General features: G+C 57.0%; 28 protein-coding genes. 12 read left to right on the forward strand and 16 right to left on the reverse strand.

Annotated features, from left to right (window positions below; genetic code table 11):
• Positions 1 to 96 precede the first annotated feature (96 nt).
• Both HUO12_RS12800 and HUO12_RS12805 read right to left on the reverse strand, forming a co-directional pair.
• Positions 97 to 999: a cobalamin B12-binding domain-containing protein gene (locus HUO12_RS12800; protein ID WP_176273965.1), complete on the reverse strand. Its 903-nt coding sequence runs from the start codon at positions 997 to 999 to the stop codon at positions 97 to 99.
• 200 nt (positions 1,000 to 1,199) lie between these two features.
• Entirely contained in the window at positions 1,200 to 1,619 is a 420-nt protein-coding gene (locus tag HUO12_RS12805) for a VOC family protein (RefSeq protein WP_176273966.1), read from the reverse strand.
• A 109-nt stretch (positions 1,620 to 1,728) separates the two neighbouring features.
• Between HUO12_RS12805 and HUO12_RS12810 the strand changes: the two genes are divergently transcribed.
• Positions 1,729 to 2,394, forward strand: a complete 666-nt coding sequence (locus HUO12_RS12810; RefSeq protein ID WP_176273967.1) for a glutathione S-transferase family protein — start codon at positions 1,729 to 1,731, stop codon at positions 2,392 to 2,394.
• 12 nt (positions 2,395 to 2,406) lie between these two features.
• Here HUO12_RS12810 and HUO12_RS12815 read toward each other — a convergent pair whose 3' ends face one another.
• On the reverse strand, positions 2,407 to 2,874 hold the full coding sequence (locus tag HUO12_RS12815; protein ID WP_176273968.1) for a cupin domain-containing protein: 468 nt from the start codon (positions 2,872 to 2,874) through the stop codon (positions 2,407 to 2,409).
• 29 nt (positions 2,875 to 2,903) lie between these two features.
• Here HUO12_RS12815 and dapE point away from each other — a divergent pair, with 29 nt between their 5' ends.
• The 4 genes from dapE to HUO12_RS12835 are packed head-to-tail and all read left to right on the forward strand — an operon-like array spanning position 2,904 to position 7,254.
• Positions 2,904 to 4,040, forward strand: a complete 1,137-nt coding sequence (gene dapE, locus HUO12_RS12820) for a succinyl-diaminopimelate desuccinylase (protein WP_176273969.1) — start codon at positions 2,904 to 2,906, stop codon at positions 4,038 to 4,040.
• Positions 4,041 to 4,058: 18 nt separating this feature from the next.
• Entirely contained in the window at positions 4,059 to 5,294 is a 1,236-nt protein-coding gene (locus HUO12_RS12825) for a dicarboxylate/amino acid:cation symporter (RefSeq protein ID WP_176273970.1), read from the forward strand.
• Positions 5,295 to 5,321: 27 nt separating this feature from the next.
• Positions 5,322 to 6,671 carry a hypothetical protein gene (locus tag HUO12_RS12830; protein WP_176273971.1) on the forward strand — a complete coding sequence of 450 codons (1,350 nt, stop codon included), beginning with the start codon at positions 5,322 to 5,324 and terminating at the stop codon, positions 6,669 to 6,671.
• Complete coding sequence (locus HUO12_RS12835; RefSeq protein WP_176273972.1) at positions 6,619 to 7,254, forward strand: GNAT family N-acetyltransferase; 636 nt, start codon at positions 6,619 to 6,621, stop codon at positions 7,252 to 7,254. Before HUO12_RS12830 ends, HUO12_RS12835 begins: the two co-directional genes overlap by 53 nt.
• A gap of 54 nt (positions 7,255 to 7,308) precedes the next feature.
• Here the strand turns inward: HUO12_RS12835 and HUO12_RS12840 are convergent, their stop codons facing one another.
• The 3 genes from HUO12_RS12840 to dapB form a co-directional block, all read right to left on the reverse strand.
• Positions 7,309 to 7,728 (reverse strand): hypothetical protein, encoded by a 420-nt coding sequence (locus HUO12_RS12840; RefSeq protein WP_176273973.1) that lies wholly within the window; start codon positions 7,726 to 7,728, stop codon positions 7,309 to 7,311.
• Between the two features lie 89 nt (positions 7,729 to 7,817).
• Positions 7,818 to 8,468 carry an endonuclease III gene (gene nth, locus HUO12_RS12845; protein ID WP_176273974.1) on the reverse strand — a complete coding sequence of 217 codons (651 nt, stop codon included), beginning with the start codon at positions 8,466 to 8,468 and terminating at the stop codon, positions 7,818 to 7,820.
• A gap of 10 nt (positions 8,469 to 8,478) precedes the next feature.
• Positions 8,479 to 9,207: a 4-hydroxy-tetrahydrodipicolinate reductase gene (gene dapB / locus HUO12_RS12850; protein ID WP_176273975.1), complete on the reverse strand. Its 729-nt coding sequence runs from the start codon at positions 9,205 to 9,207 to the stop codon at positions 8,479 to 8,481.
• A gap of 35 nt (positions 9,208 to 9,242) precedes the next feature.
• On the opposite strand from dapB, the gene HUO12_RS12855 reads away from it, so the two are divergent.
• Positions 9,243 to 9,944 carry an NAD-dependent deacylase gene (locus HUO12_RS12855; RefSeq protein WP_176273976.1) on the forward strand — a complete coding sequence of 234 codons (702 nt, stop codon included), beginning with the start codon at positions 9,243 to 9,245 and terminating at the stop codon, positions 9,942 to 9,944.
• On the opposite strand, the gene HUO12_RS12860 is transcribed toward HUO12_RS12855, so the two are convergent.
• The 5 genes from HUO12_RS12860 to mutM all read right to left on the reverse strand — a co-directional run bounded on the left by HUO12_RS12860 (position 9,934) and on the right by mutM (position 14,343).
• Positions 9,934 to 10,287 (reverse strand): hypothetical protein, encoded by a 354-nt coding sequence (locus tag HUO12_RS12860; protein WP_176273977.1) that lies wholly within the window; start codon positions 10,285 to 10,287, stop codon positions 9,934 to 9,936. The two genes, HUO12_RS12855 and HUO12_RS12860, sit on opposite strands and share 11 nt — an antisense overlap.
• A 59-nt stretch (positions 10,288 to 10,346) precedes the next feature.
• Positions 10,347 to 11,126, reverse strand: coding sequence for a HesA/MoeB/ThiF family protein (locus tag HUO12_RS12865; protein ID WP_176273978.1), 780 nt, complete (start codon positions 11,124 to 11,126; stop codon positions 10,347 to 10,349).
• A 96-nt stretch (positions 11,127 to 11,222) separates the two neighbouring features.
• Positions 11,223 to 12,683, reverse strand: a complete 1,461-nt coding sequence (gene dnaA / locus HUO12_RS12870) for a chromosomal replication initiator protein DnaA (protein ID WP_176273979.1) — start codon at positions 12,681 to 12,683, stop codon at positions 11,223 to 11,225.
• Positions 12,684 to 13,139: 456 nt separating this feature from the next.
• Positions 13,140 to 13,400, reverse strand: a complete 261-nt coding sequence (gene rpsT, locus HUO12_RS12875; RefSeq protein ID WP_176273980.1) for a 30S ribosomal protein S20 — start codon at positions 13,398 to 13,400, stop codon at positions 13,140 to 13,142.
• Positions 13,401 to 13,527: 127 nt separating this feature from the next.
• Positions 13,528 to 14,343, reverse strand: coding sequence for a bifunctional DNA-formamidopyrimidine glycosylase/DNA-(apurinic or apyrimidinic site) lyase (gene mutM / locus HUO12_RS12880; protein WP_176273981.1), 816 nt, complete (start codon positions 14,341 to 14,343; stop codon positions 13,528 to 13,530).
• 245 nt (positions 14,344 to 14,588) lie between these two features.
• Here mutM and HUO12_RS12885 point away from each other — a divergent pair, with 245 nt between their 5' ends.
• A complete protein-coding gene (locus HUO12_RS12885) occupies positions 14,589 to 15,323 on the forward strand; it encodes a class I SAM-dependent methyltransferase (protein WP_176273982.1) in 735 nt (244 codons plus the stop codon).
• 39 nt (positions 15,324 to 15,362) lie between these two features.
• The gene (gene ubiB / locus HUO12_RS12890; protein ID WP_176273983.1) at positions 15,363 to 16,922 is read left to right on the forward strand and encodes a 2-polyprenylphenol 6-hydroxylase; all 1,560 of its coding nucleotides are present in this window, start codon (positions 15,363 to 15,365) and stop codon (positions 16,920 to 16,922) included.
• 8 nt (positions 16,923 to 16,930) lie between these two features.
• On the opposite strand, the gene HUO12_RS12895 is transcribed toward ubiB, so the two are convergent.
• The gene (locus HUO12_RS12895) at positions 16,931 to 17,338 is read right to left on the reverse strand and encodes a DUF4345 family protein (protein ID WP_176273984.1); all 408 of its coding nucleotides are present in this window, start codon (positions 17,336 to 17,338) and stop codon (positions 16,931 to 16,933) included.
• Positions 17,339 to 17,549: 211 nt separating this feature from the next.
• Here HUO12_RS12895 and HUO12_RS12900 point away from each other — a divergent pair, with 211 nt between their 5' ends.
• The 3 genes from HUO12_RS12900 (at position 17,550) to HUO12_RS12910 (ending at position 20,223) form a co-directional block, all read left to right on the forward strand.
• Positions 17,550 to 19,310, forward strand: a complete 1,761-nt coding sequence (locus tag HUO12_RS12900; RefSeq protein ID WP_176273985.1) for a bifunctional phosphopantothenoylcysteine decarboxylase/phosphopantothenate synthase — start codon at positions 17,550 to 17,552, stop codon at positions 19,308 to 19,310.
• Positions 19,307 to 19,765: a dUTP diphosphatase gene (dut, locus tag HUO12_RS12905; protein ID WP_176273986.1), complete on the forward strand. Its 459-nt coding sequence runs from the start codon at positions 19,307 to 19,309 to the stop codon at positions 19,763 to 19,765. The genes HUO12_RS12900 and dut overlap by 4 nt, the downstream gene beginning before the upstream one ends.
• A gap of 200 nt (positions 19,766 to 19,965) precedes the next feature.
• Positions 19,966 to 20,223 (forward strand): YjhX family toxin, encoded by a 258-nt coding sequence (locus tag HUO12_RS12910; RefSeq protein WP_176273987.1) that lies wholly within the window; start codon positions 19,966 to 19,968, stop codon positions 20,221 to 20,223.
• Between the two features lie 78 nt (positions 20,224 to 20,301).
• Here the strand turns inward: HUO12_RS12910 and HUO12_RS12915 are convergent, their stop codons facing one another.
• The 4 genes from HUO12_RS12915 to secB form a co-directional block, all read right to left on the reverse strand.
• On the reverse strand, positions 20,302 to 20,979 hold the full coding sequence (locus HUO12_RS12915; RefSeq protein WP_176273988.1) for a DUF4136 domain-containing protein: 678 nt from the start codon (positions 20,977 to 20,979) through the stop codon (positions 20,302 to 20,304).
• 201 nt (positions 20,980 to 21,180) lie between these two features.
• Entirely contained in the window at positions 21,181 to 22,197 is a 1,017-nt protein-coding gene (trpS, locus tag HUO12_RS12920; RefSeq protein WP_176273989.1) for a tryptophan--tRNA ligase, read from the reverse strand.
• 18 nt (positions 22,198 to 22,215) lie between these two features.
• Positions 22,216 to 23,787, reverse strand: coding sequence for a murein biosynthesis integral membrane protein MurJ (murJ, locus tag HUO12_RS12925; protein WP_176273990.1), 1,572 nt, complete (start codon positions 23,785 to 23,787; stop codon positions 22,216 to 22,218).
• A 74-nt stretch (positions 23,788 to 23,861) separates the two neighbouring features.
• Positions 23,862 to 24,398, reverse strand: a complete 537-nt coding sequence (gene secB / locus HUO12_RS12930; protein ID WP_176273991.1) for a protein-export chaperone SecB — start codon at positions 24,396 to 24,398, stop codon at positions 23,862 to 23,864.
• 297 nt (positions 24,399 to 24,695) lie between these two features.
• On the opposite strand from secB, the gene HUO12_RS12935 reads away from it, so the two are divergent.
• Entirely contained in the window at positions 24,696 to 25,355 is a 660-nt protein-coding gene (locus tag HUO12_RS12935) for a Tim44/TimA family putative adaptor protein (RefSeq protein WP_176273992.1), read from the forward strand.
• The last annotated feature ends 6 nt before the right edge of the window (positions 25,356 to 25,361 follow it).

Here is a 25,361-nt window from a genome sequence, read left to right on the forward strand (position 1 = left end):
ATCAAGACCGGGGTAACGAAGACGCGTTTTCCGCTGTCGGGCTGGAGTTCAGATCCTCTGGTACAAACTCTTCGCAACACAACTGGCCGATCCTTCTTACGAGGTCGCTCTTTGCTGTACAGCGCCCTTATCAAACAGCTTTTGCGCTGCGAGGACGGCTGCAGGCGCATTTGGCGCAGTAGCGTCCGCTCCGACCTGGACTGCGAGCGAAGGGTCTTCGGTGAACATCGATCCGCCAACCATGACGCCAATCGCGCCATGCTGCGATGCCCGGCGCACATCGCCAATGAATGATTTCAGATCTTCAATTTGCAAGTCAGAGCCAACAGTGAGGCCAACCACTGCAAACCAGTCATTCCGCACGGCGGACTTGATCTGATTGGCTTCTCCGGAATGATCGGTCTGAACTCGCCAGCCACCTGAAGCGAGCAGCTCCTCTATTATCGATACCCCAAAGACATGCTGATTTCCGGGTGCAGCTGCCATCAGCACGTGGCGCTTACTCTTCAGTTTTGGGAGGGAATATGTTTCGTGGAATATGGACAAAAGCGTCTGGAGGCGACCCACACCTATGGTTACGTCGATGAAATCACATTCGTCCCGCTCCCACATCTTGCCCAGAAAGCGCGCGGTAGGCTCAAGCAATTCTGTATATAGAACCTCGATCGACAGGCCGCGATCCCGCATGATCGTGACATAATTGGCCGCAGCTTCGAGGTCGTCCCCAAGGAGAATCTCGGCAAAATCGCTGATATCTGCTTTGTTCGGCTTGAGAACTCTGATTAGTGCTTCGAGTGGGGGCGCATCCGGCACGACTTCGGTATGTAGACGGATCAGTTTTGGCACTACCTCACCTGACACAAAGCGAACGAGTCGGCTTTGGCGCTCTGCAATATCGCTACGCTTGCGCACAGTCGGATCAATGAAGACGCTCTCAAAGCTGCTTATATCTTTGCGATTCAAGACAGGGAATCCTGTCTCACCAACGGAATGACTCATTCCGACTCTCCCGACTTTTTTGCCAAAATGGCCGACCGCTTCACATAAGAGCAAATCAGCGAGTGTTAGTCGATAGATATCGCGCCTAGCCATCTGGCGGGTCTAAAGCTGCTACTCCAGTCATCTGCTGTAAGCTGATCTCGGGGGTGAGCTGATCCGCACTCAAACGATCCTCGAGCTGAGCGGACTGTCCGCCGCTATCAATTCGCGAAGATCATCGCATCATCAGCGAACGCTTTGAACTCCAGCGCATTGCCAGCTGGATCGCGGAAGAACATCGTCGCTTGCTCGCCGATCTCGCCTTTGAAGCGCACGGTTGGCTCGATCACGAATTCCGTGCCTGCCGCCTTCAGGCGCTCGGCCAAGGCCTCCCATTGCTCCATAGTCAGCACAATCCCGAAATGCGGCACTGGCACGTCGTGCTTGTCGACCGGATTACTCAAGCGGTCTCCCGCACCATCGGGCGAGAGATGCGCGACTAGCTGGTGCCCGAAGAAATTGAAGTCGACCCAGTGGTCGGAATGGCGGCCTTCCTCACAGCCCATGACTTCGCCATAGAACGCCCGCGCTTTCGCCAGATCGTCGACCGGAAAGGCAAGATGAAACGGGCGCAAGGACATGGCAGTGAACTCCTCATTGGGGCATCGCAACCTGTTCAGGCTCGACAGCGAATAACTGAACACCTAGTGCTGATAGCACAGCCAACGCAAGGTGGAGCGCGAGCGAGACATGAAACTCATCATCGGCAACAAGAATTATTCCAGCTGGTCCTTGCGCGGCTGGCTCGCGGCAAAGCAATCGGGCCTCTCCTTCGAAGAGCTGATCGTCAATATTGGCGGCGAGGAGTGGGACCAGTTCAAGCGCTCGAACGGCGAGTTTCAGCCCTCCAGCGGCAAAGTCCCGATCCTGTGGGATGAGGAAACGGTCGTCTGGGACAGCATGGCAATCATGGAATATCTCGGCGACAAGGTCGGGCGCGACCGCTTCTGGCCCAAGGATGAAAGCGCGCGCGGGATGGCGCGGGCCATGGTTGCAGAGATGCACAGCTCTTACTTGGCGCTGCGCCGCGAATGCCCAATGAATGTGCGCGCGCGAGTGCAGCTCAGCGGCCTTAGCGAAGAAGCCCAGCACGATATCGTCCGCATCCTTGGCCTCTGGGCAGAGGCTCGCGCACGCCACGGGCAGGGCGGGCCCTTCCTGTTCGGCACCTTTGGCGCAGCGGATATCTTCTACGCGCCGATTGTCTCGCGCTTTATCACTTACGGCATCGCAGTACCCGGCTTTGCGCAAACCTATATGGAAGCGATCTGGGAGCATGACTGGATGCAGGACTGGATCGGCGCGTCCGAAGACGAGCAATGGGTGATCGAGCAGTTCGAGATGGCGGGCGCGTAGGCTGGCAGAATCTTACGGAATGCGCTCTGTTGGATAGGGCGTCCCGTCTTTCTTGAAATACCCGTCCGGTCTGAACTCCATATCGATATCTGGATATTGCCCGCTATCATTCTCGCGAGGGCCGCCACTGATGGCGACGAATACGCAATCCTCAGCCGAGCGGTTTTGCAGGTGGTGGCCGTTTGCTTCGCCGGCCGGCCAGGCCAGCACATCGCCGGGTCTGACGAGCGTTTCGCCATCATCCTCTACCAGCACTGCCTCGCCCTCGAGCATTATGACCATCTCGTCCTGTCCGCTATGCCAATGCCGCTGGCTCGACCACGCACCGGGCTTCAACACGACATGGCTTGCGCCGAGCTTGGTGAGGCCTGAAGGCGGCGCTAAACGCCGATACCAGCGGCCTTCGACCTCTTTGTCAAAAGGAGGGGGATATCCGGTCACATTCGTTTGTGGGATCGATTGAAGATCGAGCTTGGGCATTGAGGGCTACTCCTGCTAATCGCCTTATCATGACTGAAGTTCTCGACCTCGCCAAACAATTGATTTCCGTTGAAAGTGTCACGCCTGCGACTGGCGCGGTGTTTGACGCGATGGAAGCGATGCTCGCGCCGCATGGCTTTGCGGTGCACCGCTTTACGCGCGGCGAGGGCGAGGCAGGCAGCGATGAAGCGCCGGTCGAAAATCTCTTCGCCATGCGCGAGGGACCGGAAGGCAGCAAGCATTTCGCCTTTGCAGGCCATCTGGACGTGGTACCTGCGGGTGAAGGCTGGGCGAGCGCACCATTCGAGCCGGAAATTCGCGGCGAATTGCTCCACGGTCGCGGCGCGGTCGACATGAAAGGTGCGATTGCTGCGATGGTTGCAAGCCTTGCCGATATCCCGCAGGAGGCTGGCACGATCAGCTTTATCATTACGGGCGATGAAGAAGGGCCAGCGCTCCACGGCACGCGCGCCCTGATCGACTACATGGATGCCGACGGCATCCGGCCTGACCTGTGCCTTGTGGGCGAGCCCACTTCCGTCAATCAGCTTGGCGACATGATGAAGATCGGGCGGCGCGGCTCCGTCAATATCTGGCTCACGGTTGAAGGCACGCAAGGCCATGTTGCTTATCCGCATCTGGCGGACAATCCTTTGCCGAAGCTGACGGCGATCCTCGCAGAGCTGGACGGATGGACATTGGATGCCGGCACAGACTGGTTCCAGCCGAGCAATCTCGAGATCACGCACATTTCCGCGATCAACCCGGCGCATAATGTGATCCCTGCAAAAGCTGAAGCGCGCGTCTCCATCCGCTTCAATGATTTGCATACAGGCACATCGCTGTCCGAGCGGGTGATCGCGATTGCGGAGAAGCACGGCGGCTCAGCGCGTCCAATAATTTCCGGCGAGCCATTCCTGACAGAGCCGGGCGCATTCTCGCAGATGGTATCCGATGCTGTGGAAGCGGAGACCGGCACCAAGCCGGAGGCATCGACAACAGGCGGTACATCCGATGCGCGGTTCCTGCGCGCTGTGTGCCCGGTGATCGAGTTCGGGCTTTGCAACGCGACCATGCACAAGCGCGATGAAGCGGTTGCGGTTGAGGACCTAGCAACGCTAAGCCGTATCTATGCGCGGATCGCCAAGGCGGCGCTCGCCACATAAGTCAAAAGGGACGCATTCATGAAAGCCTGGTTTGCAATTCCGCTGTGGCAGCGCGTGATCGGGGCATTGATCCTCGGCATCATCGTTGGGCGGCTGTGGGGTCCCGAGGCGGAGAGCATCAAGATCATCGGCGATATCTTTATCGCTTTCATAAAGATGCTGGTCGTGCCGCTGATCTTCTTCAGCTTGGTCTCAGGTGTCGCAGCCATCGGCGATCTAAGGAAGCTCGGCAGCGTCGGTGGCCGGGCGTTCCTGCTTTTTCTTGTAACCGGTCAGATCGCGGTTTGGCTTGGGCTTACTATTGGCACATTCCTCAAGCCTGGCGCGAACGTGGATGCAAGCACTTTGCAAATTGGTGAAACGCCGGAACCAACCACTCTCGACTGGCGCGAAATGCTCCTGTCTATTGTTCCCGACAGCCCAGTCATGGTGATGGCCGAAGGTGCGGTCCTGCCTTTGATCGTATTTGCGCTGCTCATCGGGATTGGCATTCTGATGGCAGGCGATGAAGGCAAGCCTGTCCAAAGTATTTTCGATTCCGGCGCAGTGGTAATGCAGAAAGTGACGGTAATAGTCATGGAGCTCACACCGTTTGGCGTTTTTGCACTTATGGCTTGGGTTTCCGGGACGCTCGGTTACGAAGCGTTGGTTGCCTTGGCCAAATTGGTGTCTCTGAATTATCTGGGCTGCTTGATCATTATCTTCGTGATGTATTCGTTGATGATCAAGCTGCTGGCAAAGTTACGACCAGTCGATTTCTTCCGTGGTATTGTTGACGCAATGGCGGTCGCATATTCAACTGCATCATCAAACGCGACTTTGCCCGTCACGCTTCGCTGCGCTCAGCGCAATTTGGGTGTGTCGAGAAGTGTTTCCAGTTTCGTCATTTCGCTAGGTGCGACTGTCAACATGAACGGGCTCGCGATGTATCTCGGCCTTGCAACTTTGTTTGGAGCTCAGATTTTCGGTGTGACTTTGAGCTGGGGCGACTATTTCCTCATTTCCATTCTGGCGACTGTAGGTGCTATTGGTGCCGCGGGCATTCCGGGGACAGGTTTGATTATGATGACTCTTGTTTTCACCGCTGTTGGGGTCCCGCTTGAAACGATTGCGCTGGTCGCCGGTGTAGATCGCATAATGGACATGATGCGCACTGTTACAAACGTTAGCGGTGACGCTGCAGTTGCAACGACAGTGGCATCGATGACGAACGAGATTGATCGTCAGGAAATGGCGAGCGCCGATGACATCTGACACTGTGAGAGGACGGTTGTAGGCAGCATGCAAGGATCTATACTTTACTCGATAAAATATGATCTGGGCGGGGCAATTGACTCAGCGAGTTTAACGTCCGCATTCGCTGCACTGGAAAAAGAGTTTGCTGGAGCTAAGCCACGAGAAAGCGATTTGGCAGTTTTTAACTTAAGCTATCTGTCTCGCGCTCCGCTGAAGTACGTAATCTCCGTCGAGCAAATTGAAATCGGCGGCGCGGTATGGGAGCTGCGTACGGAAGTTGATCCCGCTGGATTGATCGGATTTTGGCTCCGCTCACCACTCGAAAACAGCAAGACCGGAGCGACTTTAGCAACGCGGTTACTCGCTCGACACGAAGCGTTTCTGGACGACAAGAACCGAGACTACATGCTGTACCTGCATCAGCACGGTGAAACTCGCGGGCGATTGCAAGGAATGGCACTTCCTGAAGGACGCGCGTATGTCGACTTTGGTATCCGCGTCGAGCGGATCATTGAGATCTTAAGCCCCTTTCTGGAGCACCGGAAGCGATACAAATTTCACGATTTCCGTCCCATCTTTCTTTTGGACGATGAAGCTTACGGGAGCGAGAGCTGTTGTATGCTTCTCTTGCAGTTGAACCCGATAGCGGCTGGATCAGCAGCAAGATTCCAAGATGTTGCGCAAATGCCATCATCCATCACCGGCAGCAAAGGGCGGTTTCTCTGCAACACATGGTCATTTGCAGTCAGAGAAGATGCATGGACCAACGAGCTTGAGCAAATGTTTAGCCATGCCCATTCGCATTGGTTCATGATTCATGGGGCGATTTTTGAGATAAAGGATATCGAGGCGTTTATTGATGAAATGACAGACGGTGATAGGCGGGTTGATGCTAATCTGCTGCACCGTTTTGAACGCTTCCTTGCAGCTCGAAAGAACAAGATGTTTGCCAGCATTTTTGCGGCACAGAACTCAGATTTCATAACAAAGAATGCGCAGTATCGGGATGACCTGGATATCTTCATGCGCGATTTCGGAATTGATCGACAAATCGTAATATTAAGAGATTTTGTGGATCGCATTGCGAACTTGATTGCAGAGCACACAAATTATCAGGCGCTGCTTGAAAGCCGCGCCCTCAATCGAAACACGAAGATGCTAGAGATATTGTTCCTTCTTAACACGATAGCCGGAATCGCCGCATTTGCGCCCTCACTCTACGCCCCCGACTTGTCAAACGAGCTCATTTTCGATCTCCCCAGGGTGTTGGCCCTCAGTCTGGTTGTTTTCTCTTTCCTGTTTTACTTTTTCGTCATCGCAGTGGGACGCTGGCTCAGTCACCGTGACCAAAATAGCAATCAAGAAATCGACTGGCGTGAATTCCTGGAGAATTGATTTGGATCAGCCGGTCTTTCTCCATCTCCCTGATTTAGTCAGTAATCCTGCGCCCGCCGAGGAACTTCGTGAAGACATTTGGCGCATATTGGTCGAGGTTGACCAGCAATTCGTGCCCCCTCTGTCTTCTCGCGAGAGTACTTCTGACAGCACCCTGATAGGCACGTCCTCGAAACTGAGGCCCCAGTCTTATTTCGCGACTCTTATCAAGCAACCAATTCTCTGCGCCCTCATAGGCAAACGGGTGGTTGGATTTCTTTCTTACAAGACCGAATTCACCTACCCGAACACCAGTTTGTATTTTGATGCTTATGTTTCGACAATTGCGGTGACGCAGAGCGCCCGTCGCAGGGGCATTGCGAAACAACTCTACCAACGACTCTTCGAACGCTTGAAAGAGGATCGCGAAATCGTGATCGCAGTACGAACCTGGTCAACAAACCTGGATCATATCGAATTGCTCACATCATTGGGTTTTCGAGCAATCAGAACATTCTCCAACGACCGGGGAACCGGAGTGGATACTGTTCTGCTGTCAATCAGTATTGGTCGCTCGTCGAAGGATCCTGCAAGATCCGCCTGAGTTAGCTCGACGCTGCACCTTGCGCAGCCCAAGTTGGATGAATTGCGAACCGAACTACTCCTCCTCATCCTCCTCGACATACTCGATCGGCACAAACTTACCTAAGCTGCACCCCGGTCCACGCCGGATTTCGCCGCCAAAATTCTCCAGCACATAGATGATGTCCGTGCTGCACAGCTGGTTGATCGAGGTCTCGTAAGTGAAGGCTTCTTCAAAGCCCAGTCGAGGGCAGCTGCGCGTGAGCGTGTTGCGGTAAATCTTCCCGCCGGGCGCGCGGAAATCGATTGTCCGATCATCGTGCACTGTCGACTGGCGGACACCCGACAGCGGGATGCAGTTTTGCGCTTCGCCAACAACTTTGGCAGCAGGCGCTCGCGAGACGAAATCATCATCGCCTTCGACCGGTGCGCAAGCAGCAATCACAGTCAGCGAAGCGAGGGGCAGGGCGTAGCGAAGCGTTTTCGGACGGATCATGGGGACTCTCCTGTTTGAGTCGCCATCATGCGCTTCGCCCCCTTAACCTGCGATTTCTAGCACGGCTCAACTGCCGGTCATCGCCCTGTCTATTTTCTTGGGGGCTTCTCCAGCACTTTCTTGCGGAAGCTGCACAGATCCGTGAGCTCGCATCGCCAGCATTCGGGCGTTCGCGCTTTGCAAGTGTAGCGGCCGTGCAGGATCAGCCAGTGATGGGCGTGCAAGCGGAAAGGCTGGGGCACGCGCTTTTCGAGCTTGGCTTCGACCGCTTCGGGCGTCTTGCCTCTCGCGAGGCCCGTGCGGTTGCCGACCCGCAGGATATGCGTGTCGACCGCGAAGGTCTCCTGTTTGAACCAGCAATTGAGCACGACATTGGCGGTCTTGCGGCCGACGCCGGGCAGCCGCACCAGATCCTCGCGCGTATCCGGCACTTCGCCGCCATACTCATCGATCAGCAGCTGCGAGAGCGCGATGACATTTTTGGCCTTGGAATTGAACAGGCCGATGGTCTTGATGTGCTCGATCAGGCCTTCAAGGCCGAGATCCAGCATTTGCTGCGGCGTTTTGACTTTGGCGAACAACGCGCGCGTCGCCTTGTTGACGCCGACATCGGTCGCCTGAGCGGAAAGCGCGACGGCGACGACCAGCTGATAGGCATTGCCATATTCCAGCTCTGTCTCAGGCTCGGGGTTGTCTTCGGCCAGGCGGCGGAAGAACTCGAAAATTTGGTCTTTGGTCATTGGAGTGAGATCACAGCCCCAGCACGTCATTCATTGTGTAGCGCCCGGCGGGCTTGCCGATCAGCCACGCGGCCGCTTTCACGGCGCCGCGTGCAAAGATCATGCGGTTCTCCGCATTGTGCGTGAGCGTGATCCGCTCTTCATTGCCAGCAAAGATCGTGCTGTGATCCCCAGCGACAGTCCCGCCGCGAAGGCTCGCAAAGCCGATCGCACCTGTCTCGCGCGCGCCAGTCATGCCATCGCGGGCGCTTTCCGTATTGCTGGCGAGATCAATGCTGCGTCCTTTTGCAGCCGCTTCGCCGAGCAGTTTGGCGGTTCCTGATGGTGCATCCACCTTGTGCCGGTGATGCATCTCGACGATTTCGATATCCCAGTTATCGCCGAGCTTCGCAGCGGCGGTCTCGACCAGATGTGCGAGTAATGTCACACCCAGCGATGTGTTGCCGGTCTGAAGCACAGGGATGACGCTTGCGGCTTCGTCGATCATCATGTGATGCTCGGCTTCAAGACCGGTCGTGCCGATGAGGATCGGAATGCCTGCAACGCGTGCAGCGGCAATGCTCGCTTCCAATGCGCTTGGCGCGGAAAAGTCGATCAATGCATCGCTTTGTGTAGCAAGCGGGCCCGGCTGGCCACCGGCATCAATGCCGCCCGCCGCGCCATGGCCTGCCTCTTCGATCGCTGCGAACAGCGCCTGACCCATGCGGCCCTTGTGCCCGATAATGCCAAACTGCGCCATTGCATGACCTCCGTTTCACATGCTTCATTACGCGCATGAGTGAACTTCGCAACATCGTGATCCTGACCGGCGCAGGGATCAGCGCGGAAAGCGGTATTGATACCTTCCGTGACGCAGGTGGCCTTTGGGAGCAGCACCGGGTTGAAGATGTCGCAACGCCGGAAGGTTTTGCGAAGGACCCGGACTTGGTGCTGGGCTTTTACGACATGCGGCGCGAGGCTCTCGCTAAGGTCAAACCCAATGCCGCGCATCATGCACTGGGCAGGCTGGAGGCAGAGTTTGCAGGCGAGCTGCTGCTTGTCACGCAGAATGTCGATGATTTGCATGAGCGGGGCGGGGCACGCGATGTGCTCCATATGCATGGCGAATTGAAGAGCGCGCTGTGCCTTTCGTGCGAGATGCGCTCGCCATTCGATGGCACGATGAGCGCCCGTCCGCCTTGCCCAGTATGCAAAGCGCCGAGCTTGCGCCCCGATGTCGTGTGGTTTGGCGAAATGCCCTATCAGATGGAGCGGATATACGCGGCCATCCGAAAGGCAGACCTGTTCGTGAGCATCGGCACGTCAGGCGCGGTCTATCCCGCCGCTGGCTTTGTTCGCGATGCGCTGGATTGCGGCGCCAAGACATTGGAACTGAACCTGGAACGCTCCGAAGGATCACACTGGTTCCATGAAACGCGGCTTGGCCCCGCGGGCGAATTGGTGCCTCGGTGGGTTGAGGAAATGCTCACCGATTAAGCGAATCCGCTTTCTGGTCTTCGGCTCCTGTGTGCGGATAATATTCGAAGCTCAAAGTTGGCCCGAATTCGTAATACCCGACAATCAATAGGGATGGCCCTTCGGTCTCGTCGCTCTCGATGATTTCGACATCTTGACTATCAAGAATACACTGTATCGCGGCCCGCTTTTCCGGCGTGTCTCCTGTCAGTCTTTCGAAACTTGCGTCAAATGCGAAGCCCTTTTGCCACCAATCCGATTGGCGTATTTGGTGCTGCTCTTCGCACCGCTCCAATTTTTGCCGTTGATACTTACCATACACGATCGGAGCCCAAACCGAGGCAATGACGACCGTCAGATACACCACAATAGATCCAGCGATCGTTCCAAAGACAATTCTAGGCCATCTATCTGGTCGGTACGTCAAGGGACTGAGCACCCGCCACATTCCGGATCCTTTGCGATCGTAAGCGTGCGCATGCCAGGCTTCATCCCGTCGAGGATATGGAGCTTGCCCCACATGGGATCGCCGAACATCGAGACACCATTGAGCAAAACGCGCACCGCTTGCATGGCGGCAAAGGTCCCGGCCCAGCCTGCCATTGCGCCCAGCATGCCGTCCTCCGCGCAGGTGTCGCAATCCTCGGCATCGAAAGCATCGCCAACGAAACATCGATAGCAGGCCTGGCCGACGAGATGTCCTGCGAAGGCTCCGACTTGGCCCTGGAAACGACCAACTGCAGCTGAAAGAAGTGGCGTGCGTTCAGCAACGCAAGCATCGGACACGCAGAGGCGCGTCGTAAAATTGTCCGTTCCGTCGAGCACGAGATCAGCGCCTGCGATCAAATCGCCAACATTGTCTCCATTGATCCGTTTGTCGGAAATCTCGACTTGCAAAGCCTCGTCGAAATTGGCGAGCCAGCGCCGGGCAGATACGGCCTTGCCATGCCCCACATCGCGGGTGGAATAGATCGTCTGGCGCTGCAGGTTACTCGCATCGACCGTGTCATCGTCAAGCAGAGTGAGTTTTCCAATGCCTGCGCCTGCCAGATACTGAAGTGCCGGGCTTCCGATCCCGCCAAGCCCGACGAGGACGACATGGCTTTCCGCTAGTTTTGCCTGACCTGCGCCGCCGATCTCAGGCAGCACAATGTGCCGCGCAAAGCGGTCCAGGCGTTGTGGAGAAAGCGGTGCAGCACTCATGGGACAAGCTGTTTACAGCCTGTAGAGAAGCTGTCGACAGGTCTGTGGATGGACCTGTCGATTAACTGTTCGCAGCGTGTTGAAATTGTGTGCGAATTAACTCTCTAGCTGCCGCAAAAGACTGCGCACATCGCCGTCCATATCCACATCGCGCTGACGCAGGTCTTCGATCAGCCGCACGGCGTGGATAACCGTGGAATGATCGCGACCGCCGAATTTGCGGCCGATTTCGGGGTAGGAGCGCGGCGTGAGTACTTTCGCAAGGTACATCGCGACCTGACGCGGACGAACCACGGCTCGCGCGCGGCGCTTGGAACTCATCTCGCTGCGATCGATCCGGTAGAACTGGCAAACGGTCCGCTGGATCTCGTCAATCGTGATCCGGCGGCGATTGGCAGACAGGATATCGGTCAGCTGCTCTTCAGCGAGATTAAGCGAGACTTCCTGGCCTGTCAGCTGCGCGTAAGCGATCAGCTTGTTAAGCCCGCCTACCAGTTCGCGAACATTGCGCGTGATGGTGCGCGCAAGGAAGTCGATCACATCGTCCGGCACATCAAGTGGAGCAAAGCGCGTCAGCTTCGATTCGAGGATCTTGCGGCGCAGCTCGATGTCAGCCGCTTGAATGTCAGCGACCAGCCCCATCGACAGGCGGCTGAGCAAGCGCGGCTCAACTCCGTCGAGGGCTTGCGGTGCGCGGTCGGCAGCGAACACCAGACGCTTGCCTTCCGCGAGCAGCGCATCGATCGTGTAAAGCAGCTCTTCCTGAGCGCTCGCTTTGCCAATGATGAATTGAATGTCGTCAACCAACAGCAAATCAAAGCTGCGCAGCCGCGCTTTGAATTCGATCATCTGGTTGTTCTTCAGCGCTTGAACGAACTCGACCATGAAGCGCTCTGCACTGCAATAGAAGATACGAGCGCGCGGGTGCGATTGCAGGAACGCGTGCCCGATAGCGTGGAGCAAATGCGTCTTGCCCTGGCCGGTCGCGGCTTTTAGATAGAGCGGTGAGAATTGCGGCTGTTCGCTCGCCGCCATACGCTGTGCGGCGTTGCAAGCAAGGATGTTGGTCTCGCCGGTCACGAAAGCAGCGAAGGTCAGCTGTGGGTCGAGCCCGACAGAACTGGTGAAGCCTGCTTCGCCAATCGTACCGGCCGCAACCGCAATGGCGCTTGCATCAGCATCATTGGCCGGGCGGCGGCCATCATCCAAGCGCAGTTCAGGCAGCTGGCGGCGCCCCGGATGTACGGAGATTCGCACCTTGCGGACTTCGCTGCGCATGATCTTCCATGCGAGCTGTAACCGGTCATGGAAGCGGTCATTGACCCAGTTTGCTGAGAACTCGGTTGGAAGGAAAAGATCGAGCGTTCCGCTTTCTTTTTCAAAGCCACCAACCTGGATCGGCTTGATCCATTGGCTGTGCAATTGATGCCCAAGATCCTTACGCAGGCCTTGGCTGATGTCGGCCCAGTCAGCGGCAAGGTTCACCGCTTCCATGTCTTCCATCAGGTCTGCATCCTTTGACTTTGCTACCCCAACTTTGTCGCTTTTATTGACCATTCCCAGACAAACCTCATGCGCTCTCGCAAAGCGGTTCTTTTGCTTTGCAAGTCCCCCAAATTTATTGCGACAGGCAAAGCTACGCCATGGCCCGGAATCGGAAACCCGGGAACAACCCCTGTCGAACGATAATGTAAGAACCCAGGCTGTCCCGCCCCGGATACGGATATGATTTATGAACGCCTCAGCGCGAGAGACAAGGGGGGAAATTGTCAAAAAAGCGAAATAAAAATGTTGACTCGTCGCAACCCCGCAGGCTTGCGTTGATGTCATTGAATCTAAAGCGTTTCGCCGATTTGTGCGATGCGAATCGCGATAAATCCTAGGGTTGCGTCAAGTTACCTTACGGCAATGTGCAAATGAAAAAGGGTCGAGCCCTTTCAGGCTGACCCTTTTGCAACTTCGATCCTTACGATTTGGTTCCGAGAGACCCTCGGAAAACCCCGTAAAGCCGAATCAGAGAGCAGCGACTCGCTTGCTGAGTCGGCTCATTTTGCGTGCCACGGTGTTCTTGTGCATCACACCGCGAGCAACACCGCGGGCCAATTCAGGCTGCGCGTTCTTCAATGCTTCAGCAGCGGCTTTCTTGTCGCCAGCTTCGCATGCAGCTTCGACCTTCTTCACGAAGTTGCGGATGCGGCTCATGCGTGCGCCATTGACTTCGGCGCGGCGGTTGTTGCGACGGATGCGCTTACGGGCTTGCGGCGTATTGGCCATGTTCGTCCTTATGTCAGATCGCCGCTTTGGCGACCGATTGCTCTTGTGTGTTCAATGTCAGATTTGGCGATTCATCGCCGGAAAGGCGCGCAAATAGTCTTGAGGGGGAGAAAGGTCAAGGTTTCCCTTACTTCTGACACTTCGCGCAGAACCAGGTGCTGCGCCCGCCTTGCTCGATCCGGCGGATGATCCCTCCATCCGCGCGGCGGCATGGCTCGCCTTCACGGCCGTAGACATCAAAGCGCGTCGCGAAATAGCCGAGCTCGCCATCGGGCTGCGCGTAGTCACGCAAGGATGATCCGCCATCCTTGATCGATTGCGCGAGCACGTCCTTGATGGCGGGCACGAGGCGCTCGAGTTGCGGTTTAGTGACTTTGCCGCCTGCCTTTCGCGGACGGATGCCTGCACGCCACAAGGCCTCGCATACATATATATTGCCGAGCCCTGCGACGATCCTCTGATCGAGCAAGCAAAGTTTGATGGCTTGAGTCCGGCCTTTGAGCGCGTCTTTCAAATATTGCGGGGTGAGGCCATTGCTCAAAGGCTCTGGTCCTAGCGTGGCAAATTGTGGCCATTGGTCAAGCTCTGCAGTGCCCACCAGATCAACCGAGCCGAAGCGGCGCGGATCGCACAGCGCAAAACGATTTTGCGCTGTCTCTATTATGAGGTGGTCGTGCGTATCGGCGTCGTCCGGATCGATGCGCCATCGTCCGCTCATACCTAAATGGAAAATCATCGTCTGGTCGCGGTCGAGATGGAGCAGGCCATATTTCGCACGCCGCGAGAGGCCGGTGACTGTCGCGCCCGTCATCACTTGGACAAGATCAGGAGGGAAGGGGCGCCGCAAGTCAGGACGGTTGAGCACAACTCGTGTGATCCGCGCACCATCAAGGAACCGCGCGAGCCCGCGGACCGTTGTTTCGACTTCTGGCAATTCAGGCATATTTTTTGCGTCTATCCGGTCCAGCTTTGCTGGCCCTGCGCACGGTGCCAGCCCACTCCCCCTCCCGGCCACCCATGGCATAATCCTGTTGGGTGGCCGGGAGGGGGAGTGGGCCGGTGCCGCAAGGTCAGGACGGAGGTCCTGACCGCACGCAACAAAAAACTCATTCGCGTGCGCCCCGAGCCAAGGTCTAGTTCTCATTTAACACCCTTTGCCCCTGTGACAATTCCCTCTAAGGCGCTCGCATGACTCAAGACAAAGTCTCTTTCGGCTACGAAGATGTAGCTCCTGAAGAAAAGACGCGCCGAGTGGGCGAAGTGTTCTCCAGTGTCGCGGCTAAATACGACATCATGAACGATGCGATGTCAGGCGGCATGCACCGGCTCTGGAAAGACCGTTTCGTCCGGCGCGTAAAGCCGCAGCCGGGTGAAGCGATCCTGGACATGGCGGGCGGCACAGGGGACATCGCATTCCGGATGGCGGCGCGCGGTGCAGAAGTGACTGTCGCGGACATCAATCAGGACATGCTTGATGTTGGCATCGAGCGCGCGATGGATCGCGGGATCACAGGGCTGAGCTGGTCGTGCCAGAATGCGGAGAAAATGAGTTATCCCTCGCGCAGCTATGACGCTTACACAATCGTGTTCGGCATTCGGAACGTGACGGATATTCCTGCCGCGCTGAGAGAGGCACACCGTGTTCTGAAGCATGGCGGGCGGTTCTATTGCATGGAGTTCTCGACCACGACCTGGCCGGGCTTCAAGGAAATCTACGACGTCTATTCGCACAAGATCATGCCGCAAATGGGCAAGATCATCGCGCAAGATGAAGAGAGCTATCGCTATCTGGCCGAGTCGATCCGCCGCTTCCCGCCCATGCCTGAATTCGAACGGATGATCCGCGAGGCTGGTTTTGCCAATACCCGCGTTGAAGCAATTTTCGGCGGCGCAGTCGCGATCCACTCGGGCTGGAAAATCTGAAGTAATGGCACTGCTTGAGGTCTCAGACGTTTCTGCCGCATGACCCGCCCCGCAACGCATATCTTCCGGCTCCTGAAGTGGGGCCGAACGCTCGCGAAGCATGGCGCTTTGCGCGGGATCGAGAACGATCCGAATACGCCGACGCCAGTTAAGCGGCTGGCGCGGCTGGCGCGCTTTGGTACTTTTCAGCCGGCAGAGCCTGACTATGCCAGTGCTTTCCGCGCGATTGGCCCTGCAGCCATCAAGCTTGGCCAGACGCTTGCGACCCGTCCTGATCTCGTTGGCGAAGAAGCCGCGCGCAATCTCCTTAGTTTGCAGGACGATCTGCCGCCGGTTGATTTCAAGGAAGTCGAAGCTTCGATTGCGGCAAGCTTCGGGCAACCGCTCGACACACTCTTCCAGTCAATCGATCCAGAACCTGTTGGTGCCGCGTCGATCGCACAAGTGCACCGGGCGGTCACAACGGATGGCAAGCATGTTGCGCTGAAGGTCCTGCGCCCCGGCATCAAGGAACAGTTCGCCAAGGATATTCAGACCTATGAATGGGCGGCGGCCCATCTCGAAGCGCTGGGCGGCGAAGCTTCCCGGCTGCGTCCGCGACTGGTGATCGCGAACTTCAAGCGCTGGACACTAAGTGAGCTCGACCTGCGGCGCGAAGCGGCCTCCGCCAGCGAACTCGCGCAATCCATGCAAGGTATTCACGGCTATCGCATTCCGGAGATCGACTGGGACCGCACCAACGGCCGCGTGATGACGGTCGAATGGATTGACGGGGTCAAGATCAGCAAGACCGAAGAGCTGGTCGCGCGCGGTCATGACTTGCCAGAAATGGCCGAGCGTCTTGTGATTGCGTTTCTCACGCAAGCGATCAGCGGCGGCTTCTTCCATGCAGACATGCACCAGGGCAACCTGTTCGTTGAAGACGACGGGACGATCGTAGCGATCGATTTCGGCATTATGGGCCGGATCGACCGACAAGCACGCGTCTGGCTGGCGGAAATCCTCTATGGCCTCACAACCGGTGACTATTACCGCGTTGCTGAAATCCATTTCGAAGCGCAATATGTGCCGAGTTATCACTCGGTCGATGAATTCGCGACGGCTTTGCGTGCAGTGGGCGAGCCGATGCGCGGCAAGCCTGTGAGCGAGCTCTCCGTCGGTCAAATGCTCGACGGATTGTTTGCCATCACGCGCGATTTCGACATGCAGACGCAGCCGCATTTGCTGCTGCTGCAAAAGACCATGGTCATGGTCGAAGGCATTGCGACGCAGCTCAACCCGCAGATCAATATGTGGGATACCAGCGCGCCATATGTGCGAAGCTGGATCCGCGATGAGCTGGGACCAGAAGCAGCCGTGGCGGACCGGATCAAGACAGATACGGAAACCCTGTTCCGTTTGCCTGGCCTTATCCGGCGCTTGGAAGAGAAATTCCCGCCTAAGGGAGGCGCGCCCGAGCCGCCTCCGCTGACGGATGTCGAATTGATGTGGGAACGCCGGACAAGCCCGCGCGGCGGCAGCTGGCTGGGTTACCTGGTCTCTGCCGCGATAGGTGCAGGGCTGGTTATTGCCGCAGGCGAGATGGGCTGGCTTGGCTAATCCTTCGCTTAGCCCGGCAATCCTTCGCTATCGCCCATGATGTGATGGGGCAAGACGCGGCTGCCGATCAGCGCGAGGATCACTGTGATCGCTTCAGCGAGCATGGGCGTCCACCAGCCGTCATAGCTTCCGTCTACCGCCAGACTGACGGTCCGGCCCAGCAGCACAGTACCCATCAAGGCCGCTGTGACGAGGAGCATGTCGCCATAACGCTTCCACGCGCCAATGATCAGGCAACCGCCAGAAACCCAGAAGAAAGCAGTGAAGTCTCCGCGAATGGAAGACAGCCCTTTCGCACCGTCAGGGATGACGCCGAAATCAGGACCATTGCTTGCTGGATCAAGCAGAAACCCGGCGCCGAGCCCGATATAGAAAATGCCGCCTAGCAGCAGCAGCGCTCTCAAAACTGTGACCATTTGCGTGCTCCCCCTTCAAAATTATGTCCACTCATCAGTGCTTTTAGCCCTTTGCTAGCTAAAATTTAACCACTACTCCTCACAATTGGACAAGGCGAAAAGTGCGGCTACTCTACCGTATGACACGCTATTGATCGATCGAATTTGAGGCTTTGGAGGTTTTTGCCCACCTTGGCCTTGTGTCTATGGACGTTGTTTAGGGACGGATTTTGTGAGCGCACCGCATCCGAAAATCCTGCTTATCGTAGGCGGCGGCATCGCAGCCTATAAGTCTTGCGAGCTGGTTCGCATGATCCGCAAGGGCGGCGGTGAAGTCACTTGCGTGGTGACGGAAGGCGGACAGCAGTTCGTGACGCCGATGGCGCTCGCAGCGCTGAGCGAGAACGAAGTCTACACGAGCCTGTGGGACCTCAAGAACGAAGTCGAAATGGGCCATATCGAACTCAGCCGCGAAGCTGACTTGATAGTCGTTTGCCCGGCCACCGCAGATATGATGGCGAAGATGGCTGCCGGAATTGCAGATGATCTTGCGACCACTGTTATCCTCGCGACCGACAAGCCCGTCATGGCCGTTCCAGCAATGAATGTGCGCATGTGGGAGCATGAAGCAACACAGCGCAATGTCGGCTGGCTACGCGAAGCAGGCGTGCAAGTGCTCGATCCTGATGAAGGGCCAATGGCATGCGGCGAGTTCGGTTATGGCCGCTTGCCTGAACCGCATGCGATCTGGTCCGCGATTGCCGGACACTTCGATATCGAAGTTGAAGCGCCTGAAGTTATCGAGCCTGCGCAGATTGCAGCGGCCGACAAGAGTGCGGACGAAATCCTCGAAGCGCTGGAGCCGGAACCCGAAGTCGAAACGAAGAGCGGCGGTCTTGGCGGTTTGCTCTCTTCTATCATCCCGCGCTCTACGCCTAAGCGCTCGGCTGAAGAGATCGAAGCGCAGCAACTCGAGGAAGAAGAGGCTGCGCGCATTGAAGCAGAAGCGGCCGCAGAAGAAGCTGCCCGCTTGGAAGAAGCCGCTGCTGCTGAAGCAGAAGATGGCGACGTTGAAGATGCCGACGAAGCTCTAGAATCTGATCCGGACGCGGTGCCGGATCTTGGTGGTCCGCTGATGGCGAAGAAAGGTGCGGCATCTGCTGCACCGCCGATCGATCCTGATGCGATCAATCATGAAGTTAATGATCGCCAGTTTGCGCCAGAACCTGCTGCGGAAGCGGAAGAGTCTGCCGCACCTATTGTACCGGACGATGTGGAATCGGCTGACGAAGACGCGCTCGACGGACAGGCAATCAAGGTCAAGAAGGGCCATCAGCCGCTTGAAGGACGCCATGTCCTCATCACGGCAGGCCCGACCTGGGAAGCCATCGATCCGGTTCGTTACATTGCCAACCGCTCATCGGGCAAACAGGGCTTTGCGATTGCGGCAGCTGCCGCTGCACTCGGCGCGAAAGTTTCGCTTGTTGCCGGACCTGTAGCGCTGAAAACGCCAAAAGGCGTTGACCGTATCGATGTTGAAAGCGCGGCGGACATGTCGCAAGCGGTCAAGGATGCGATGCCGGCTGATGTCGCGATCATGGTCGCCGCTGTCGCTGACTGGCGTCCGAAGGAATATCGCGACGAGAAGATGAAGAAGCGCGGCTCTGCCCCGCCTGCTCTCGTTCTGACGGAAAATCCTGACATTCTCACCAATGTGGGCGCATCCGACAAACGGCCTACGCTGGTTGTCGGCTTCGCTGCTGAGACAGAAGATGTTCTCGAAAACGCCAAGCGCAAGCGCAAACGCAAGGCCGCTGACTGGATTATTGCGAACGACGTGTCAGGCGATGTCATGGGCGGCGATGAAAACCGCGTCCACATCGTTAGCGACGAAGGCGTTGAAAGCCTTGAGCAAATGCCGAAGATCGAAGTGGCAATGGCGCTGCTTGAACGGATCGCTGACAAGCTGACTATGCCTGAGGCAGCCGAATGAGCGCGACTGTGCCGGTAAAGGTCAAGCGGCTGCCGCATGGACAAGGACTGGAATTGCCGGAGTATGCCACGTCCGGTGCGGCGGGGATGGATATTGTTTCTGCAGAGACGGTGACGATTGCATCGGGCTCTCGGCACGCTGTGGCAACGGGCCTCGCGGTGGCAATCCCGGAAGGGTACGAGATTCAGGTACGTCCACGTTCAGGCCTTGCGTTGAAGCACGGCATCACTGTGCCCAATACGCCCGGCACGATCGATTCCGATTATCGCGGCGAATTGAAAGTCATCCTCATCAATCATGGCGAGGCGCCATTCCCGATTGCTCGTGGAGATCGCGTCGCGCAGCTCGTACTCGCGCCAGTGACGCAAGCGAGCTGGGACGAGGTTGACGACTTGGATGCAACCGACCGCGGTGAAGGCGGCTTCGGCTCAACTGGCGGCCACGGCAAGCTTTGATCGCTTGACGAGCGCGCTCGGCTGCGTCATTTTCCTCGTATCCAACCCACTCAGGGAATTTATGTCAGAGATTGTCATCCGCTGAAGCAACCTGACCTGCGCTAGGCAGGACAGGGATTCGCGTGCGCAAATGAGAGTGACTGGTCTTCCGCCGTCTCTCCACTGCTCCTTCCTGCGATACCAGCAGATGGAATCTCTCAGTGAATATCTCGAAATACGAACAGCGCGTGTTGCACGCGTTGGCACAAGGTGGACGGATCGAATTCGTCCGCGACAGTCATGGGAAAGTTGAAATCGTAGACTGCTTCAGTCGCGACGGCTTTCGCCTGGCGGATTGCACATTGCCGGTTTTCAACCGGTTGAAGCGCAGGCGCTTGATCCGTAGCCGTTCCGGCGGTGCTTACCGGATCACGCGCGAAGGGCTGGAAGCTGTCCGCGCTCAACTCGACAATCGATAATGCCGAGTCGTGGACGGACAAATGGAAAGGGCGGCTCGAACGAGCAGCCGCCCTTTTCGGTTCGATCTTTTGCCAGTGTCAGTTGCTGACGCGGCGGATCTTCTTTTCTTCCGGCTTGATCGTGATGCGCACTGTTTCGCCAGAATTGCCAGGGAAATCCGTAAACATCGCATCTACCAGATTGGGGACGAGATATTGCAAGCGGTTCGAAGTCGAAAGGGCTTGCGCGCTTCCTTCAAACAGACGCTCGCCTGTTGCCGCACGGTCGATCTTTAGCTCGATCCCGCTAGTATAGACGGTGTAGCTGCGCACTTCTGGACCGCCGAAGAACGGGTCGTGGAAACCATAACCCCAATAGCCGATCGGACGGCGATAGAAGCGCGAACGATAGCCATACCATGGGTGATAAAACGGATCGATGCCGGTCCCGACAGTGCGCACACGCTCGCGGCCATTGTCTACGTCATAGTCGAAGCGAACGAGCAATGACGCTTCTTCCGGACTTGCCGCCTGGACATAGCCGAGATTGGTCATCTCTTCTTCAACTTCGTCCGCATAAAGCGCAAATTCCAATCCGCCGGCCAGCGCCGGATCGTCGGCGATAACAGCAAAACTTTCGCCCGCAGGTGCAGGAAGCTCAGCCTGGAAACGCGATACATCCGCTTTGAAGCTCGGCGCACAAGCAGCGAGGCTTGCCGCTAGCAAGGAAATGGAAGCCAGTTTGAGGGTCATTGCCCGATTGTTGATTGCACTCATGATGTCACACCTTTTGTCTCGATCAACGTCAGTCGCTCACGCCTTTTGCGCAAGCCCAATCGACCAAGCTGCGGCCAGATGACCCTCGAAATCTGCCCAGTCCTTTGTCGATAATGCGTGTTCTAGGGCAGGCGAAGTGAACAAGATTTGAACGCAGGGACAGGCCTTTATTGACGATATAATTCCAATAAAGTCATGGGCTTATCCTCTTACTAGCCCCAGTACCTTGTAGGCCTCGTCCAAGGTCGGAGTGCCGATTTCGCGTGCTTTCGCTGCTCCGCGCGCGAGAATCGCCTGAAGCATTTCTGTATCTTCGCGAAGTCCCCGGAACAGCGAGTTGATCGGATCAAGCGATTCTACCAGCAACTCGCCAAGGGCAGGCTTGAACGCACCGAAACCCTGCCCGCCATATTGGCTGAGCACCTGATCGACGCTTTCGCCAGAGATTGCCGCATAGATCGAGACGAGGTTCAGGGCTTCCGCGCGATCTTCCAAACCTTTGGCTTCGGATGGAAGCGGCTCGGGATCGGTCTTCGCTTTCTTGACCTTTTTCATGATCGTGTCTGCATCGTCTGTCAGATTGATGCGGCTCATCTCCGAAGGGTCGGACTTGCTCATCTTGGCTGAGCCGTCGCGCAAGCTCATGATCCGCGCAGCCTGAGGCGGGATGTACGGATCAGGCAGGGTGAAGACTGGCGAATCCTCAGCCGCGAAGTCATTGTTGAACTTTTGTGCGATATCCCGCGCCAGCTCCAAATGCTGTTTCTGGTCTTCGCCCACCGGCACATGCGTTGCCTGATAGAGCAACACGTCGGCTGCTTGCAGCACGGGGTAGCTGAATAGCGCGGTCGATTGACCTTCGCGGTTCTTGCCGGCCTTGTCTTTCCACTGCGTCATGCGGTTGAGCCAACCCATGCGCGCTGTGCCCATCAGCAGCCATTGCAGCTCAGCATGCGCGGGGACCTGAGCCTGATTGAACAGGACGGACTTGTTCGGGTCGAGCCCGCAAGCGACCAGCGCCGCCGTCATTTCCAGCGTGTTCGAATGAAGCTCGGTCGGATCGTGCGGCATGCTGATCGCGTGGAGGTCAGCCAGGAAGAAAAGACACTCTGAACCTTCTTCCATTTCGTCCTGCATGCTGACCCAATTGCGGATCGCCCCGAGGTAATTACCGAGGTGCAGATTGCCAGTTGGCTGGATTCCGGAAACGACACGCATGAAGAAATCTCGCTGATTCTAAGTCTGGCGGCGCATTAAGCGCTGCATAGTCGCCTTGTCGAGTACGCCAAGCGCAATCGCTGCCGATCCGTATGTCATCGCGCCAATTGTGATCAAACTAAGGATCGAAAGGCCGCGCTCCGTCGTCGTACCACTGAAATAGGGATCTCCGACCGGCATGGCATAGTAAAGTGCGATACCCATAAGTCCTGCAGCCACCGCGATGCGAAGCAGTCTTCCGACGACTCTGGCGGTCAGCCGGAAATAGTCGCGCTTCACAAGGATCGCGTAGAGCAATGCGGTGTTAACCCAAGCGCCGATCGCGCCGGCAATCGCAAGGCTCAGTACACCTAGGCCGAGCTCGAAGATGAAATACAAATTGAGTGCGACAGTCACAAGAAGGCTCGTCGCTGCTGTATAGACCGGTGTGCGCGTGTCTTTCCGCGCAAAGAAATTGGGCGTCAGCACTTTGACGAGCACATAGGCGGGAAGACCGATGACAAGTCCGGACACGACTTGGCCAGTGATCAACGCATCCTCGGCCGTGAATGCGCCTGATTGCATGAAGACGCGCACAAAAGCGCTTCCGGTGAAGAACAGTGCGACTGCTGCTGGTACCGTGAGCAACATTGCCAGCTCAACCGCGTTCGATTGTAGTCGCTGTGCTTCATCGCGCTCTTCCTTCGCAATGAAACGAGACAGTGCTGGCAGGATTGCCGTGCCAAGCGCAATTCCGATGATCCCGAGCGGCAGTTGGTTCCAACGATCCGCCATCGCCATGTAGGTCAGGCTGCCGTCAGGGAGGCCGCGGATGAAGGCCAGGTCGATAAAGCGGCTGATCTGATAGACACCGGCTCCGAAGACTGCTGGCACGATCAGCACACCCATTTCCTTGACGCGCGCAGTGATTTTGGGCCGACCGAAAGGGATCGAAAAGCCTGCGCGCCGCATCCAGAAGGTCAGCCATGCAAATTGGAGCAATCCGCTAACCGATACGGCTATCGCAAGTAGGAAGCCGGTTGCTTGGCGGGTCTCTTCGCCAGCGGGTTGGTATGCGCCCCAGAACAAAGCCGCGAGCAAGCAAATGTTGAGCAGGATGGGTGCAGCCGCTGCAGCGGCAAAGCGCGAGAGCGAGTTGAGCACGGCCGCTGTCAGTGTCGCGAGGCTCATGAACATCAGATAGGGGAAAGCGATCTGCCCCATGGTGACCGCCAAGCCATAAGTCTCCGCATCGCCGCGCATTTCGGCATTGGCAAACAGCCACAATATCCATGGCATGCCGACCATCATGAGTGCGCCGAACACGACCAGGATCGGCAGAAGGATCGCAAGAACTTCAGACGCAAAGCGTCGTGCTTCGCTTTCGCCTTCTGTCATATGCCGATTGAACAGCGGCACAAATGCGCTGGCAAATGCGCCTTCAGCAAACAGGCGCCGGAACAGATTGGGAAGCTGGAAGGCGAGCTGCCAGGCATCGGCCACGCCTCCCGCGCCAAGCACGCGGGCGAGCATGATGTCGCGGACAAAGCCGAACACCCGGCTGACAGCTGTCAGCCCGCCAATTGTTCCGACATTCTTGAGCAGGCTCATTGCGGAGCATCCCCAACCCGTTTGAAGCCAGACTGTCCTAGCCTTGCGGGCAGGTCAACAAAGCCCGTGCTCTTTTAGGCTTCGCCTGCTGGCGGTGCGCCTGCTCCACCAGCTGCCGCTTCCTGCTCGCGCTTGGCTTGCAGCTGCTGGATGTAGAGGCCGTTGAAGTCGATCGGATCGATCATCAGCGGCGGGAACCCGGCATCGCGTACAGCATCGGCAATGATACGACGTGCAAACGGGAAGAGCATGCGCGGTGCTTCCGCAAACAGGAAAGCATGCGCTTGATCTTCGGGCACATTGCGAATGCCAACAAGGCCGCAATAGGCCAGCTCGATCAGGTAGGCATCGCCTTCGCCTGTTTTCGCAGCCACATTCACTTTCAGCTCAACTTCGGTCACTTCGTCGCTGATCTTGTCTGCGCCAATATTGAACTGAAGGTCGATATTGGGCTGTTCCTGCCACTGATAGACCGCAGGAGCATTCGGATTCTCGACAGACAAGTCCTTGATATATTGCGTGATAATACCAACGCTCGGCTGGTTGTCAGCGCCATTGGGCTGTGTTGCATCAAGGTTGAGATCGCTCAGGACGTCGTTTTCGTCGGCCATGGTGTAGACATCTTTCAGTTAAGGAATTTCAGTTAAGGATAGGCTCAGCCAAAGCGGCGGATAGTGCGCCAAGCTGAAATGCGGCGACGCGCCTAGCATTGCGGATGCTTGCCCGCAACTGCCGCAACTCAGCGCCCCTTATGGTCCGCTGAGCGGGCAATTGTACAACGGGTGCGTCCAAACATGCGAAATGGGCGTAAATGACGTTGAGAATTTGTAATTCCCTCTTATGTAAGGCACGGAGGGGTTAACGCGCAGCCGATGGGGAACTGGTTGCAGAAATAGGCTGGTTTTTTTGTGATAGTCGAAATCGTCATCCTCGCTATGATCGCTGCCTTTCTGGGGCTGCGCCTCTATTCCGTGCTGGGTCGCAGGGCAGAGCATGAAGAAGAGTCGATCCCGCATCGTTTCGATGCCGGTGATGACGAGCGCAATGGCGAAGTCACTCCAAACGTGACGCAGCTGCGTCCAGCTCAGCCTGTCCAGCAGATTGAAGGTATGCTTCCGGCGGTAGAGCGCGGCGTGCGTTCTATTGCGGCAGCCGACAACAGTTTCGATATTATGGGCTTCCTCGAAGGCGCGAAGGGCGCTTACGGCATGGTGCTCGAAGCATTCTGGTCCGGCGACAAAGAAACACTTCGCGAACTGTGCGACGATGATGTCTATGCAAGCTTCGCCGGCGCTATCGATGCGCGCGAAGCGGCAGGCCACACGCTCGACAACAAGCTGATCCGGATCGAGGACTACAAGATCATGGGCGCTGAGATGGATGGCCGCATGGCGCGAGTATCGGTCCTGTTCATTGCTGACATTGCAGCGGTCACGCGTGATGCTGAAGGCAATGTGGTTGCCGGCAGCCTGGATGATGCGGTGGAAAGCCGCGATGTCTGGACGTTCTCACGCGATGTGAAGTCGCGCACGCCAGACTGGATTCTCGACGAAACCGACGAAGGATAAGGACCT

The sequence above is a fragment of the Altererythrobacter lutimaris genome (assembly GCF_013371495.1).
GTDB lineage: Bacteria > Pseudomonadota > Alphaproteobacteria > Sphingomonadales > Sphingomonadaceae > Erythrobacter > Erythrobacter lutimaris_A.

Bases quoted from the DNA above. Each gene is read 5' to 3' on its own strand.
- HUO12_RS12800 (WP_176273965.1), bottom strand. From the start codon at position 999: ATGAGTCATTCCGTTGGTGAGACAGGATTCCCTGTCTTGAATCGCAAA.
- HUO12_RS12805 (WP_176273966.1), bottom strand. From the start codon at position 1,619: ATGTCCTTGCGCCCGTTTCATCTTGCCTTTCCGGTCGACGATCTGGCG.
- HUO12_RS12810 (WP_176273967.1), top strand. From the start codon at position 1,729: ATGAAACTCATCATCGGCAACAAGAATTATTCCAGCTGGTCCTTGCGC.
- HUO12_RS12815 (WP_176273968.1), bottom strand. From the start codon at position 2,874: ATGCCCAAGCTCGATCTTCAATCGATCCCACAAACGAATGTGACCGGA.
- dapE (WP_176273969.1), top strand. From the start codon at position 2,904: ATGACTGAAGTTCTCGACCTCGCCAAACAATTGATTTCCGTTGAAAGT.
- HUO12_RS12825 (WP_176273970.1), top strand. From the start codon at position 4,059: ATGAAAGCCTGGTTTGCAATTCCGCTGTGGCAGCGCGTGATCGGGGCA.
- HUO12_RS12830 (WP_176273971.1), top strand. From the start codon at position 5,322: ATGCAAGGATCTATACTTTACTCGATAAAATATGATCTGGGCGGGGCA.
- HUO12_RS12840 (WP_176273973.1), bottom strand. From the start codon at position 7,728: ATGATCCGTCCGAAAACGCTTCGCTACGCCCTGCCCCTCGCTTCGCTG.
- nth (WP_176273974.1), bottom strand. From the start codon at position 8,468: ATGACCAAAGACCAAATTTTCGAGTTCTTCCGCCGCCTGGCCGAAGAC.
- dapB (WP_176273975.1), bottom strand. From the start codon at position 9,207: ATGGCGCAGTTTGGCATTATCGGGCACAAGGGCCGCATGGGTCAGGCG.
- HUO12_RS12855 (WP_176273976.1), top strand. From the start codon at position 9,243: ATGAGTGAACTTCGCAACATCGTGATCCTGACCGGCGCAGGGATCAGC.
- HUO12_RS12865 (WP_176273978.1), bottom strand. From the start codon at position 11,126: ATGAGTGCTGCACCGCTTTCTCCACAACGCCTGGACCGCTTTGCGCGG.
- dnaA (WP_176273979.1), bottom strand. From the start codon at position 12,683: ATGGTCAATAAAAGCGACAAAGTTGGGGTAGCAAAGTCAAAGGATGCA.
- rpsT (WP_176273980.1), bottom strand. From the start codon at position 13,400: ATGGCCAATACGCCGCAAGCCCGTAAGCGCATCCGTCGCAACAACCGC.
- mutM (WP_176273981.1), bottom strand. From the start codon at position 14,343: ATGCCTGAATTGCCAGAAGTCGAAACAACGGTCCGCGGGCTCGCGCGG.
- HUO12_RS12885 (WP_176273982.1), top strand. From the start codon at position 14,589: ATGACTCAAGACAAAGTCTCTTTCGGCTACGAAGATGTAGCTCCTGAA.
- ubiB (WP_176273983.1), top strand. From the start codon at position 15,363: ATGACCCGCCCCGCAACGCATATCTTCCGGCTCCTGAAGTGGGGCCGA.
- HUO12_RS12895 (WP_176273984.1), bottom strand. From the start codon at position 17,338: ATGGTCACAGTTTTGAGAGCGCTGCTGCTGCTAGGCGGCATTTTCTAT.
- dut (WP_176273986.1), top strand. From the start codon at position 19,307: ATGAGCGCGACTGTGCCGGTAAAGGTCAAGCGGCTGCCGCATGGACAA.
- HUO12_RS12915 (WP_176273988.1), bottom strand. From the start codon at position 20,979: ATGAGTGCAATCAACAATCGGGCAATGACCCTCAAACTGGCTTCCATT.
- trpS (WP_176273989.1), bottom strand. From the start codon at position 22,197: ATGCGTGTCGTTTCCGGAATCCAGCCAACTGGCAATCTGCACCTCGGT.
- murJ (WP_176273990.1), bottom strand. From the start codon at position 23,787: ATGAGCCTGCTCAAGAATGTCGGAACAATTGGCGGGCTGACAGCTGTC.
- secB (WP_176273991.1), bottom strand. From the start codon at position 24,398: ATGGCCGACGAAAACGACGTCCTGAGCGATCTCAACCTTGATGCAACA.